Source organism: Lysinibacillus sp. ZYM-1 (genome assembly GCF_001308875.1).
Classification (GTDB): domain Bacteria; phylum Bacillota; class Bacilli; order Bacillales_A; family Planococcaceae; genus Lysinibacillus.
Map to the genome: position 1 here is coordinate 41,299 of NZ_KQ465110.1, position 13,242 is coordinate 54,540.

Genomic DNA, 13,242 nt, shown 5'->3' on the forward strand with positions numbered 1-13,242 from the left:
GCAAAGAATTGCCTCTTTGGCAAAGGATTAGAAATAGAATGATTTATTAAAAGAAAAAGCCAGGCAGGGCGTTAAATCCTGCCCGGCTAATTTGAAAAATAAGTTTGACCTTATTCACCATTGTAAATTTGGGTTTCCATTATTCCAAAGACTCTACTGGCTCTTCTTTTGTATCTGGCTGTGGCGCGATGTTAAGTGCATCAGCTGGTTGAAGATCTTCTTCTTCGTCCAAATCACGAAGCTCTACTTCTTCATCATTAATTGTTAACATCTTAACGTCCATACCAAGAGATTGAAGTTCTTTAATCAATACTTTGAATGACTCAGGAACGCCTGGCTCCGGTACACTTTCACCCTTAACGATGGCTTCATATGTTTTCACACGACCAACAACGTCATCGGATTTAACTGTTAAAATTTCTTGAAGTGTATAAGCAGCACCGTATGCTTCAAGTGCCCATACTTCCATCTCACCAAAACGTTGTCCACCAAACTGCGCTTTACCACCAAGTGGTTGTTGCGTAACAAGTGAGTAAGGACCTGTTGAACGCGCGTGAAGTTTATCGTCAACCATGTGAGCAAGTTTGATCATGTACATGATCCCAACGGATACACGGTTATCAAATGGTTCACCAGAACGCCCATCATACAGGATTGTTTTACCATCACGGTTCATCCCTGCTTCTTCCATTGTTCCCCAAACGTCTTCTTCATTGGCACCATCAAATACTGGTGTTGCCATGTGAACGCCTAGGTAGCGAGAAGCCATACCTAAGTGTAACTCTAAAACTTGTCCGATATTCATACGAGAAGGTACACCAAGTGGATTTAACATGATATCAACAGGCGTGCCATCTGGCATGAACGGCATATCTTCTTCTGGTAAGATACGGGAGATAACCCCTTTGTTACCATGACGTCCGGCCATTTTGTCCCCAACGCGGATTTTACGTTTTTGAACAATGTAAGCACGAACTAATTGGTTAACACCTGGTGGTAATTCATCGCCATCTTCACGGTTAAATACTTTAACGTCAAGAATGATGCCACCAGCACCGTGTGGTACACGTAATGATGTATCACGAACCTCACGAGCCTTTTCACCAAAGATTGCATGTAATAAACGCTCTTCAGCAGTTAATTCTGTAACCCCTTTAGGTGTTACTTTCCCTACAAGAATATCACCATCACGTACTTCCGCACCAATACGGATAATACCACGTTCGTCTAGGTTACGAAGTGCATCTTCCCCAACGTTCGGAATATCGCGAGTGATTTCTTCAGGTCCAAGCTTTGTATCACGAGACTCTGATTCATATTCTTCAATATGAACAGATGTATAGACATCGTCTTTTACAAGGCGCTCACTCATAATAACAGCATCCTCATAGTTAAAGCCGTTCCAAGTCATGAATGCAACAAGTACGTTACGTCCAAGAGCCAATTCGCCTTTTTCCATTGAAGGACCATCTGCTAAAATATCACGAGGTTTCACACGTTCGCCAACATTTACAAGTGGACGTTGGTTATATGAAGTACCTTGGTTTGAACGAATGAATTTTTGTAATTTATATTTTGTTAGATCGCCTTTAACCTCTTTGCCGTCTATCACTTCAATACGGCGCACATGGATAGAGCGAGCCTCAACGTGCTCAACAATACCATCATACTTCGCTACTACAGCCGCACCTGAATCACGCGCATCCACGTGTTCCATACCCGTACCAACGAATGGTGCTTCTGGGTTAAGAAGTGGAACTGCTTGACGTTGCATGTTGGCACCCATAAGTGCACGGTTAGAGTCATCATTTTCCAAGAACGGGATACACGCAGTCGCTGCAGAAACTACTTGTTTAGGAGATACGTCCATGTAGTCCATTTGAGCTTTACTGAATACTGTGTTATCTCCACGGAAACGACCTACTACTTCGTCTTTAGCAAAACTACCATCTGGATTTAATGGTGAGTTTGCTTGTGCTACGTAGTAGTTATCTTCTTCATCAGCTGTTAGGTAATCAATTTGATCCGTCACTTGACCTGTTTCGTGGTCAATACGGCGATAAGGCGTTTCGATGAAACCAAATTTATTTACTTTAGCAAACGAAGATAATGAGTTGATTAAACCAATGTTTGGACCCTCAGGTGTCTCGATTGGACACATACGACCATAGTGAGAGTAGTGAACGTCACGCACTTCGAAACCAGCTCGCTCACGTGTTAAACCACCAGGCCCTAATGCAGATAAACGACGTTTATGTGTTAACTCTGCTAGTGGGTTTGTTTGGTCCATGAATTGTGATAATTGAGAGCTTCCGAAGAACTCTTTAATTGACGCAATTACTGGACGAATATTAATTAACTGTTGAGGTACGATAGCTGCTGTGTCGTTAATAGACATACGTTCACGTACTACACGTTCCATACGAGATAAACCAATACGGAATTGGTTTTGCAGTAACTCACCTACAGAACGTAGACGACGGTTACCTAAATGGTCAATATCATCTGTTGCTCCTACTTGATAAAGTAAGTTGAAGAAATAACTTACTGAAGATAATACGTCAGCAGGTGTGATATTCTTCACTTCTTCATCAATGTAGGCATTACTTATGATATTAATTTCCTTTTGTGCTTCATCTTTCGGTGCATAAATTTTAATAGATTGGATTGTTACATCATCCTCAAGTACTCCACCAACTTGTGATAAAGTACGGTAACCAATACCTTTCGAAGAATCTTCTAGGTAAGGTAGGATTTTATCTAAAGTACGGCGATCAAGCACAGTACCTTTCTCTACTAAAATTTCGCCTGTTTCTGGGTCTACAAGCGTTTCTGCAATCGTTTGGTTAAATAGACGATTTTTGATATGAAGCTTTTTATTCATTTTGTAGCGACCAACATTCGCTAAATCATAGCGTTTTGCGTCGAAGAAACGAGAGTATAATAAACTCTTCGCACTTTCAACTGTTGGTGGCTCACCTGGACGTAAACGTTCGTAAATTTCTAAAAGTGCTTTTTCAGTACTTTCAGAGTTATCTTTTTCTAACGTATTACGTAAATACTCGTTATCACCGATAATATCGATAATTTCTTGGTCTGAGCCAAAACCTAGCGCACGAAGTAACACAGTTGCTGGTAGCTTACGAGTACGATCGATACGTACATAAACTACATCTTTTGCATCAGTTTCATACTCTAACCATGCACCACGGTTTGGAATTACTGTAGCTCCAAAACCTTTTTTACCGTTCTTATCAGTTTTATCATGGAAATACACACTTGGTGAACGAACTAATTGTGAAACGATAACACGTTCAGCACCATTGATAATGAACGTACCTGTTTCTGTCATTAATGGGAAATCACCCATGAAGACATCTTGTTCTTTCACTTCGTCTGTTTCTTTGTTGTAAAGACGTACTTTCACACGTAATGGAGCTGCGTAAGTAACATCTCGCTCTTTACACTCATCAACATCATATTTAGGATCACCTAATGAATAATCGATGAATTCTAATGAAAGATTACCTGTAAAGTCCTCGATCGGCGAAATGTCACGGAACATTTCACGTAAACCTTCTTCAAGGAACCACTCGTAAGACGCCGTTTGAATCTCAATCAGATTTGGAAGCTCAAGCACCTCTTTAATACGCGCAAAGCTTCTACGCTGGCGGTGTTGTCCGTACTGAACTAGTTGACCTGTCAACTCATTCACCCCTCAATAAAGCGATATTAGGTCTTTGCAAAATCATACAAATAGTGTATGATTTCGAAAGACAAAAAGAAAACGAGTCTTCAAAAAGATCTCATTTTCGGTTAACTAAACTTATCTTGGCAAGTATACCCACATCAAAATAATTCTATACAAAAAGGGCATACGACCTCAAAATAATATTTTTGCATTGTATCATATTATCATAGCCGATTTGTCAAGTCAATAAATTATACATATTTCACTTATTTTTTTGCACGTACTATCCAGTACCCTTTTTTCTTCTCGACAACATCGACTTCTGAAAATTTACCCTCTAGGTAACTTACTGTCGATGGCGCTCCTTGTTTCTTCTGAATAACTACCCAAAGCTCTCCAGATGACACTAGTCTATCATAAGCTCCATCGTAAAAGCGGAAAATCGTTTCCTTCCCTGCACGAATTGGCGGATTCGTTAAGATAGCTGCTGCTTCTAAACCTTTATCAACCATCGATAGGCCGTCACTCACAAATATTCGCACATTTTGAACACCGTTCACTTGCGCATTTTTTTGCGAAAGCGCAACTGCACGTTCATTTATATCCATCATAAAAACGGTACGGTCTGGATTCGCTTTGGCAATGGATAATCCTATCGGTCCATATCCACAACCTACATCAAAAATTGCACCATCAATATTAGGCATTTGAAAAGCGTCTATTAAAACACGGGATCCAAAATCTACTTCGCTTTTACTAAATACACCTGCGTCCGTTTCAAAAGAAAACGTATGCCCTAGTAACTTGAATGTCCAGTGACGAGGTTTACTCTCAGTTTGAGGATTACTTGTATAATAGTGATCTGACATTTTCACGCCTCCTCAGAATGAAGAAAAAAAGCTCGCCAATATGACGAGCTTTCCTTTTATTAAAAAGTAACGCGAGATTACTTAACTTCTACAGATGCGCCAACTTCTTCAAGTTTAGTTTTGATTTGTTCAGCTTCATCTTTAGAAACGCCTTCTTTAAGAGCTTTAGGAGCGTTATCTACTACTTCTTTAGCTTCTTTAAGACCTAAACCAGTGATTTCACGAACCACTTTGATTACTTTGATTTTTTCTGCACCAGCAGATGCTAATACTACGTCAAATTCAGTTTTTTCTTCAGCTGCAGCAGCACCGCCAGCAACTACTGCTACAGGAGCAGCAGCTGTTACACCGAATTCTTCTTCGATAGCTTTTACTAAATCGTTTAATTCAAGAACTGTCATAGCTTTGATAGCTTCTAAGATTTGCTCTTTATTCATTATAATTTCCTCCTAATTGGATAATGTTTTATTTTTTTGCGATCATGCCGCAGAAGTCTTTGGACGTATTAAATTACGCACCTTGTTCTTCTTTTTGTTCTGCAACAGCTTTTGTTGCAAGTGCGAAGTTGCGCACTGGAGCTTGAAGTACAGATAAAAGCATAGAAAGTAGACCTTCGCGTGATGGAAGTTCTGCAAGTGCTTTAACATCTTCAACAGAAGAGATTGTACCTTCAATAATACCCGCTTTAATTTCTAAAGCTTCGTTTTTCTTAGCGAACTCGTTGATGATTTTAGCAGGCGCTACAACATCTTCATTTGAGAACGCAATTGCGTTAGGACCAACTAATACTTCGTTGATTCCTTCAAGACCAGCAGCTTCAGCAGCACGACGAGTTAAAGTGTTTTTGTATACTTTGAACTCAACGCCAGCTTCACGAAGTTGTTTACGAAGCTCTGTTACTTGTGCAACATTCAGACCACGGTAATCCACTACTACTACAGAAGAAGCAGCTTGGAATTTTTCAGTAATCTCTTGAACTTGTACTTGTTTGTTTTCGATTGCTTTGCTCATGATGACACCTCCTATTAGAATGGGTCATTTATACCGACAAAAGAAAAGCCCCTACGTCAAATAGACACAGAGGCTGAAAGTCATCATCTTTAAATAAGAATCTGAATTCCGATGTCCTCGGTAGGAACATTAAGTGACAAGTCACTCCTACTGTCTACGGTACAAATGGATAATTCACAACAGCAATGATGATATCATGTAATCATCACTGTTGTCAATACATATATATAAATTATTTTACTACTACGTTAGCAGCGTCAATTTTAATAGCTGGACCCATTGTAGTTGTAACATTTACAGATTTCATATAAGTACCTTTAGCTGCAGCAGGTTTTGCTTTTTGTACTACGTCAAATACAACTAAGAAGTTTTCTACTAATTTTTCTGCAGAGAAAGAAGCTTTACCGATAGGAGCATGGATGATACCAGCTTTATCAGCACGGTATTCTACTTTACCAGCTTTAATTTCTTCAATAGCTTTTGTTACATCAAAAGTAACTGTACCAGTTTTAGGGTTTGGCATTAAACCTTTAGGTCCTAATACGCGGCCAAGTTTACCAACTTCACCCATCATGTCAGGAGTTGCTACGATTACATCGAAATCAAACCAACCTTGTTGGATTTTTTGGATGTACTCTGCATCACCTACATAGTCAGCGCCAGCTGCTTCTGCTTCTTTAAGTTTTTCACCTTTCGCGAATACTAATACGCGTTGAGTTTTACCAGTACCGTTTGGCAACACTACTGCACCACGGATCTGTTGGTCATTTTTACGAGTATCAATACCTAGGCGGAAAGCAACTTCTACAGTAGCGTCGAAGTTTACTGTGCTAGTTTTTTGAGCAAGTTCGATTGCTTCTTGAGCACTGTATAGTGAGTTACGATCAATTAATTTAGCTGCATCTTGCAGTTTTTTACCTTTTTTAGCCATTATATATTTCCTCCTTGATTGTGGTTATAGCGGATTTTACCTCCCACGAATAAAGGTTGCGTGTTCACAAAGAAACTTCGCAACCTTCCAAAAAACAAAACATCAAGTAACTGGGATTAGTCTTCGATAACAATACCCATGCTTCGTGCAGTACCTTCTACCATTAACATAGCAGCTTCTACTGAAGCAGCGTTAAGGTCTGGCATTTTAGTTTCAGCGATTTCGCGAACTTTATCACGTTTAACCGTTGCCACTTTTTTACGATTTGGTTCACCAGATCCAGATTGGATACCAGCTGCTACTTTAAGTAGAACTGCTGCAGGTGGAGTTTTTGTAATGAAAGTGAAAGAACGGTCTTCGAATACTGAAATTTCAACTGGGATAATAAGACCAGCTTGATCAGCAGTACGCGCATTGAATTCTTTACAGAATCCCATGATGTTCACACCCGCTTGACCTAATGCAGGACCAACCGGTGGAGCTGGGTTAGCTTTACCAGCAGGGATTTGAAGTTTTACGACTTTAATAACTTTTTTAGCCACGAGACACACCTCCTTAAGTCCGTGATGTGGTAATTGGGTTGCCCCTCCCACTCAATATCTGTCTGTCAGCTAATTGCCGATAACATTAAAATTATCATTACAGACGCCATACAAAAATATGACAGTCTGACCTATGAAATGATACCACTTTTATTTTTTTTAAGCAAGTGGTAATTAACAAAATCTGCGAAACATCTACCAATTGGCACGTCATAGTTCTAGTAATTGTCTATAATTTTTGAACTTGTTCGAAGTCTAGCTCCATAATTGTTTCGCGACCAAACATATCAACTGTCACTTTCACTTTTCCTTTTTCTGTGTCAATTTCTTCAACACGTCCTTGGAAATGAGCGAACGGTCCTTCTAAAATTTCAACTGCTTCACCAATAGAGATATCTACTTCTACAACTTTATCAGTCATACCCATTTGCTGTAATAAACGATCCGCTTCTTCAGGCAGTAAAGGTGTTGGTTTTGCTCCCCCACCAGATGACCCGATAAAGCCTGTTACACCTGGCGTATTACGTACTACATACCAAGAATCATCTGTCATAATAAGCTCTACTAATACATAACCTGGGAAAACTTTACGCATCATTGTACGCTTTTTCCCATCCTTCATTTCTGTTTCCTCATGCTCAGGAACAATCACGCGGAAGATTTTATCTTGCATTCCCATTGTTTCTACACGTTTCTCTAGGTTTGCTTTTACACGGTTCTCATACCCTGAATACGTATGAACAACATACCAATTTTTCTCCATAACTACTAGGACTCCTCGTCCGTCCCTCCCTTACAAATAAAAGTGAAAATGAATCGTGATATGCTAGATGCATTCCTTACCCTTTTCACAAACATCTCATTATAGTCGCAGCCTTTACTTACTAAGAAAGCCCGATGATATGTACCGAAACTAGCATAGTCATCTATCGCTACTATCATACTTATCATAATGAGAATATCTTACTGCCATTCACTTCACCCACTTCACTTACCCATTAAGATGGAGTTGTCTGCTGAATGAAGATAAAACAAACGAAAAAACCCGTTATTGCAATGGACGGGCTATTTCATAAGTATTAACATGCTATTTACTAAATTATAAATCTAAGTACCAGCGGAATAATGATGAAATACCTAAGTCAACTACCACAAAAAATAAAGCCATAATGACAACAGTTGAAATTACAACGACTGTATATTTCGTCAGTTCTTTACTTTTTGGCCAGCTTGTTTTGCGCATTTCTGACATTACATCACTGAAAAAGCCTTTGATCTTGCCCATTCTAGCTTAACCTCCGAATCAATCAAAATCTGTCTATTTACATATCATTTTATAGCGTTTGTTTATGCACTGTATGTTCATTGCAATGCGAGCAAAATTTCTTTAATTCGAGGCGTACAGTGGAGCCTTCTTTAGCCGGGAACGTGTAATTTCTCGATCCACATTTCTCGCAATTTAGCACGACTTTTTTTGCCATATACTCACCTTTTTCGGCACTTTGTCTTTTTAAGACTAACACCTATATTTGTCAATGTCAATAAAGGCCTATAGCCTCTAAGACATTTCCTCAAGGACTAAATGTCGCTCTAATTTACGCTTCACCCGCTGCAAGGCATTATCAATCGATTTCACATGACGGTTTAATTTTGCAGAAATTTCATGATATGATTGGCCATCTAGATATAAGGCTAAAACCTGTAACTCTAGTTCACTTAAAATCTCACTCATCTTTTCTTCTAAATATCCAAACTCTTCTCTATGAATTATTAATTCTTCTGGATCATCCATGATAGCGCCTGTTAATACATCCATTAGCGTCCGGTCTGATTCTTCATCAAATATTGGCTTGTCCAAAGATATATAGGAGTTTAGAGGTATATGCTTTTGCCTAGTGGCAGTTTTAATAGCTGTAATAATCTGCCTTGTAATACATAGCTCCGCAAAAGCTCGGAAAGATGCAAGCTTATCCCCTTTAAAATCACGGATCGCTTTATATAAACCGATCATTCCTTCTTGCACGATATCTTCCTTGTCTGCACCAATTAAGAAATAGGATCTAGCCTTCGCTCTAACTAACAAACGGTATTTCGTAATTAAATAATCCAACGCATCTGTATTACCTTGATGCACCATTTCAATAAGTTCTTCATCATTGAATCGTTCAAAATCTTGTGTCACTTGTACAATGCTATTTTTAAACATGGTATCACCTCAGCCACAACAGATAATTAGGAACAGTATAACGGAATTGGAAAATATGCGTCAATCAATCATTTTAATCCTCGTCTCCATTTTTCAAAAGCTAGAGCTACATCTGGCTTTAATTCTATACGTGAAGGCGGTTTACTTTCTTGTTTTCTTTTCACATCATGTGAAATTTTATGCTGAATAATGCTTGTATCTATTTCTAGTTCTCTAGCTGATTTTCTCAAGGCTCCATTACCAAAGATAACACTTTGCTCAGCCATATCGGATGTTGCTACGTGTATTTGTACATTTCTAGCCTTTAGTTCATGCGTCATTTTTTCAATACGTTCATCTGCAGTTTCATTTTTCCGAGTATAAATGACTTCAACATCACTTTCTAAATAAGATTGTTCAACCCCTGGTACAAGGTGTGCGTCAAAGACAATAATTACGCGCCAACCCATAGCTGCCTTATATTCAGCCATAAGTTCTATCAACCTTTTGCGGGCATCCTCAAAATTTGTATCCCGCAATGGCCGAAGCTCCTTCCAGGACCCAATCATATTATAGCCATCAACTAGCAAAATGCTTTTCATTGTTAAGTATTCGCTTCTTGACGCTTACGATACACTTCGTACATTAAAAGCGCTGCAGCTACTGATGCGTTCAGTGATGTCACATGTCCTACCATCGGTAAATGATACAAGAAATCACATTTCTCCTTTAATAAGCGTCCCATTCCCTTACCTTCACTACCGATAATGATAGCTAATGGTAATGTTGCATCCATTTTTCGATAGTCTACAGAGCCCTTTGCATCTGTACCAGCAATCCATATACCTCGTTCTTTTAATTCATCTATTGTTTGGGCAAGATTATTTACACGTACAACAGGAACGTGTTCAATAGCGCCTGTTGAAGACTTTGCCACGACTGCTGTTAAACTCACTGAACGACGCTTTGGAATAATAATACCATGTGCCCCTATTGCGTCAGCCGTTCTCATAATGGATCCTAGGTTATGTGGATCTTCTAGCTCATCTAAGATTAAGAAAAAAGGATCTTCTTGTTTATTTGCTGCAGCAGCAAATAAATCCTCAAGCTCAGCATATTTATATGCTGCAACAGAGGCAACAATTCCTTGGTGATTTGCACTTGATAATTGGTCGACTTTCTTTTTTGGGACAAATTGAACTATCACTCCACGTTCTCGAGCTAGATCTAGCAGTTCATTAACACCGGATTTTTTTACACCCTCTGCGATCCATACTTTATTCATATCGCGGCCTGAACGAAGTGCTTCTAACACTGGGTTTTTACCAGCAATAATTTCACCATTTTGTTCTACCATTATTTCGACACTCCTTTCGATTCCTCGATTATTTGAATAGCATATGCAATGATTTCATAAACGCGTTCAAGTTCATTTAATAAATATAAACTACCAAGTACCGCCTCAAAGCCTGAGCTATTTCGATAGGTTTGAACATCTGTATTTTTTGGTACAGAGCCGGATTTGGCATTGCGTCCACGACGGAACACTGCCAACTCCTCCTCTGTTAAATAATTTTCATCCATCATACGATGAACAATCATAGATTGTGCTTTTGCCGAAACATAACGTGTTGCCTCTCGATGAAGTGTATTCGGTTTAACTCGACCTGAACGTAGCAAATGTTCTCGTATTTTTTGTTCCAATACGGCGTCACCCATATAGGCTAACGCCAACGCTTTTAATTGCTTAACATCTTCATTGCGAAGTTTATCCAACTTAATTACCCTCGTTTCCATCTAGTTCCTTGTCGTGTATCTTCTAAAATGATACCTTGGGCTTGCAAATGGTCACGAATCTCATCGGAACGTGCAAAGTCACGATTCTTACGTGCATCAACGCGCTCTTGTAGTAGTGCTTCAATTTCTTCGTCTAATAATTCTTCTTCTTTTGCAAATTCAATACCTAAGACGTCACCTAGTACTTCAAAAGTTTCAATAAAGGTTTCTAATACTTTCTTGCAAGTATTCGTTTCATTTAAATAGATATTGGCGATACGAGCTAACTCAAACAATACAGAAATCGCGTTAGCGGTATTAAAGTCATCATCCATCGCTTCTTCAAATTGTGCTTTTTGTTCAGCAATTTTACTAAGCCATTCTTCTGAGTGATCCCCTAAACTTACAGTGGTAGTAAGGCGATGCTTTACATTGTTGTAGGCTGTGCGAATGCGCTCTAAGCCAGCTGCAGCAGCTTCTACCAAATCCTTCGCAAAATTAATTGGATGACGATAATGTACAGATAGCATAAAGAAACGTAATATTTGTGGGTCAATTTGCTTGCGAATATCATTCACTAGAATGAAATTCCCAAGAGATTTGGACATCTTTTCATTATCAATATTAATATACCCATTATGCATCCAATAACGTGCAAACGTTTTATCATTGTGTGCTTCTGATTGAGCAATTTCATTTTCGTGGTGTGGGAAAGTTAAATCCTGCCCACCAGCGTGAATATCAATAGTATCGCCTAAATGTTCACGAGCCATTACAGAACATTCAATGTGCCAACCAGGACGACCATCGCCCCAAGGACTTTCCCAGAAAATTTCACCCGGCTTCGCTGCTTTCCATAGAGCAAAATCTAATGCATCATCTTTTTTCTCGCCAGCTTCAATACGTGCACCAATTTTCAAATCATCCACTGATTGGTGTGATAATTTACCATAACCATTAAATTTGCGTGTGCGGTAATACACATCACCAGCCGACTCATACGCATAGCCTTTATCAATTAATACCTGAATAAATTGAATGATATCATCCATATGCTCAGTTACACGTGGATGAACATCTGCTTTTTTGCACCCTAATGCTGTAACGTCTTCGAAGTACGCAGCAATAAAGCGCTCTGTTAATTCATGTACTTCTTCGCCTAATTCATTTGCTGCCTTAATAATTTTATCGTCTACATCCGTAAAATTCGATACAAACTTCACATCATAACCTTTATATTGGAAATAGCGACGGACTGTATCATAAACAATAACAGGACGTGAATTCCCGATATGGATATAGTTATAAACTGTCGGGCCGCAGACATACATTTTCACTTTGCCTTCTTCTAGCGGTACGAAGGTTTCTTTCTGTCGTGATAATGAGTTGAAAATTTGAATACTCATTGTGTCTCTCTCTCCTTTTGTAAGCGTTCGATTTCCTGCTTTAATACGACGATCTGCTTTTCGAAAGCTTGACAGCGTTCTTCTACAGGATCCGGTATATTTTGGTGATCAAGTTTTTTCTCTAGACGAACTCCATCCTTAATTACTATTTTACCAGGAATACCAACCACTGTTGCATTTGGCGGTACCTCTTTTAAAACAACTGACCCCGCACCAATTTTACTATTTTCGCCAATTGTGATAGAACCTAATACTTTAGCGCCTGTTGCAACAAGGACATTGTCCTCTAATGTAGGATGACGTTTTCCTTTTTCTTTCCCAGTACCACCTAAAGTTACACCTTGATACAAAGTAACATTATCACCGATTTCACATGTTTCACCGATGACAACACCCATACCATGGTCTATAAAGAATCGGCGGCCAATTTTGGCACCTGGATGAATTTCGATACCAGTAAAGAAGCGACTAATTTGTGATATAGCACGAGCAATAAAATAAAAACGCTTTTTAAAGAACCAATGAGCCACTCGATGCGCCCATGTGGCATGCAGACCGGAGTATGTCAACACCACTTCAAATACACTACGCGCTGCAGGGTCATTCTCAAAAATTGTTTCCACATCTTCTTTCATTCTTTTAAACACAAAACCCCCCCTTTTTATGTTGGTCTTGCTCAATTTCCTCGAAATACTTCACGCAGAACTATCACTGTAGTCAATTTTCTTTAGAACTCTCCGCCTAGGATGAAGTGGTATTTGCGTTTGATATGCCTCACGCTCCATCAATGAATGTAGATAAAATAAAAAGCGCCCCTATCATCCCCAAAAG

15 protein-coding genes and 1 other annotated feature are annotated in these 13,242 nt (G+C 39.1%); all 15 genes read right to left on the minus strand.

The window, feature by feature from the left end; translation table 11 throughout:
* Positions 1-139 precede the first annotated feature (139 nt).
* Positions 140-3,715, minus strand: coding sequence for a DNA-directed RNA polymerase subunit beta (gene rpoB, locus AO843_RS05490; protein ID WP_197278879.1), 3,576 nt, complete (start codon positions 3,713-3,715; stop codon positions 140-142).
* A gap of 242 nt (positions 3,716-3,957) precedes the next feature.
* Complete coding sequence (locus tag AO843_RS05495) at positions 3,958-4,560, minus strand: class I SAM-dependent methyltransferase (RefSeq protein ID WP_054610138.1); 603 nt, start codon at positions 4,558-4,560, stop codon at positions 3,958-3,960.
* A 77-nt stretch (positions 4,561-4,637) separates the two neighbouring features.
* Complete coding sequence (gene rplL / locus AO843_RS05500) at positions 4,638-4,997, minus strand: 50S ribosomal protein L7/L12 (protein WP_008181586.1); 360 nt, start codon at positions 4,995-4,997, stop codon at positions 4,638-4,640.
* Between the two features lie 73 nt (positions 4,998-5,070).
* Positions 5,071-5,571, minus strand: a complete 501-nt coding sequence (rplJ, locus tag AO843_RS05505; RefSeq protein WP_054610139.1) for a 50S ribosomal protein L10 — start codon at positions 5,569-5,571, stop codon at positions 5,071-5,073.
* Between the two features lie 32 nt (positions 5,572-5,603).
* Positions 5,604-5,749, minus strand: a sequence feature (ribosomal protein L10 leader region).
* Between the two features lie 54 nt (positions 5,750-5,803).
* Entirely contained in the window at positions 5,804-6,502 is a 699-nt protein-coding gene (rplA, locus tag AO843_RS05510; RefSeq protein ID WP_054610140.1) for a 50S ribosomal protein L1, read from the minus strand.
* Positions 6,503-6,618: 116 nt separating this feature from the next.
* Positions 6,619-7,044 (minus strand): 50S ribosomal protein L11, encoded by a 426-nt coding sequence (gene rplK, locus AO843_RS05515; RefSeq protein WP_004233593.1) that lies wholly within the window; start codon positions 7,042-7,044, stop codon positions 6,619-6,621.
* 229 nt (positions 7,045-7,273) lie between these two features.
* Positions 7,274-7,807, minus strand: a complete 534-nt coding sequence (gene nusG, locus AO843_RS05520) for a transcription termination/antitermination protein NusG (protein ID WP_054610141.1) — start codon at positions 7,805-7,807, stop codon at positions 7,274-7,276.
* Positions 7,808-8,143: 336 nt separating this feature from the next.
* Entirely contained in the window at positions 8,144-8,329 is a 186-nt protein-coding gene (gene secE / locus AO843_RS05525) for a preprotein translocase subunit SecE (protein WP_054610142.1), read from the minus strand.
* A 49-nt stretch (positions 8,330-8,378) separates the two neighbouring features.
* A complete protein-coding gene (rpmG, locus tag AO843_RS23925; protein ID WP_075807303.1) occupies positions 8,379-8,525 on the minus strand; it encodes a 50S ribosomal protein L33 in 147 nt (48 codons plus the stop codon).
* Between the two features lie 77 nt (positions 8,526-8,602).
* Positions 8,603-9,250 carry an RNA polymerase sporulation sigma factor SigH gene (sigH, locus tag AO843_RS05530; protein ID WP_054610143.1) on the minus strand — a complete coding sequence of 216 codons (648 nt, stop codon included), beginning with the start codon at positions 9,248-9,250 and terminating at the stop codon, positions 8,603-8,605.
* A 68-nt stretch (positions 9,251-9,318) separates the two neighbouring features.
* On the minus strand, positions 9,319-9,831 hold the full coding sequence (locus AO843_RS05535) for an NYN domain-containing protein (protein ID WP_054610144.1): 513 nt from the start codon (positions 9,829-9,831) through the stop codon (positions 9,319-9,321).
* Between the two features lie 2 nt (positions 9,832-9,833).
* Complete coding sequence (gene rlmB, locus AO843_RS05540) at positions 9,834-10,586, minus strand: 23S rRNA (guanosine(2251)-2'-O)-methyltransferase RlmB (protein ID WP_054610145.1); 753 nt, start codon at positions 10,584-10,586, stop codon at positions 9,834-9,836.
* Positions 10,586-11,026: a Mini-ribonuclease 3 gene (locus tag AO843_RS05545; RefSeq protein ID WP_197278880.1), complete on the minus strand. Its 441-nt coding sequence runs from the start codon at positions 11,024-11,026 to the stop codon at positions 10,586-10,588. Before AO843_RS05545 ends, rlmB begins: the two co-directional genes overlap by 1 nt.
* Positions 11,011-12,411, minus strand: coding sequence for a cysteine--tRNA ligase (gene cysS, locus AO843_RS05550; RefSeq protein ID WP_054610147.1), 1,401 nt, complete (start codon positions 12,409-12,411; stop codon positions 11,011-11,013). Before cysS ends, AO843_RS05545 begins: the two co-directional genes overlap by 16 nt.
* Complete coding sequence (gene epsC / locus AO843_RS05555) at positions 12,408-13,058, minus strand: serine O-acetyltransferase EpsC (RefSeq protein WP_054610148.1); 651 nt, start codon at positions 13,056-13,058, stop codon at positions 12,408-12,410. Before epsC ends, cysS begins: the two co-directional genes overlap by 4 nt.
* Positions 13,059-13,242 lie beyond the last annotated feature (184 nt).

Coding starts and splice junctions, on each gene's coding strand:
- rpmG (WP_075807303.1), bottom strand. CDS start 8,525: ATGGCAAAAAAAGTCGTGCTAAATTGCGAGAAATGTGGATCGAGAAAT.
- rplL (WP_008181586.1), bottom strand. CDS start 4,997: ATGAATAAAGAGCAAATCTTAGAAGCTATCAAAGCTATGACAGTTCTT.
- AO843_RS05535 (WP_054610144.1), bottom strand. CDS start 9,831: ATGAAAAGCATTTTGCTAGTTGATGGCTATAATATGATTGGGTCCTGG.
- AO843_RS05495 (WP_054610138.1), bottom strand. CDS start 4,560: ATGTCAGATCACTATTATACAAGTAATCCTCAAACTGAGAGTAAACCT.
- nusG (WP_054610141.1), bottom strand. CDS start 7,807: ATGGAGAAAAATTGGTATGTTGTTCATACGTATTCAGGGTATGAGAAC.
- cysS (WP_054610147.1), bottom strand. CDS start 12,411: ATGAGTATTCAAATTTTCAACTCATTATCACGACAGAAAGAAACCTTC.
- rplJ (WP_054610139.1), bottom strand. CDS start 5,571: ATGAGCAAAGCAATCGAAAACAAACAAGTACAAGTTCAAGAGATTACT.
- secE (WP_054610142.1), bottom strand. CDS start 8,329: ATGGGCAAGATCAAAGGCTTTTTCAGTGATGTAATGTCAGAAATGCGC.
- AO843_RS05545 (WP_197278880.1), bottom strand. CDS start 11,026: ATGGAAACGAGGGTAATTAAGTTGGATAAACTTCGCAATGAAGATGTT.
- sigH (WP_054610143.1), bottom strand. CDS start 9,250: ATGTTTAAAAATAGCATTGTACAAGTGACACAAGATTTTGAACGATTC.
- rplA (WP_054610140.1), bottom strand. CDS start 6,502: ATGGCTAAAAAAGGTAAAAAACTGCAAGATGCAGCTAAATTAATTGAT.
- rlmB (WP_054610145.1), bottom strand. CDS start 10,586: ATGGTAGAACAAAATGGTGAAATTATTGCTGGTAAAAACCCAGTGTTA.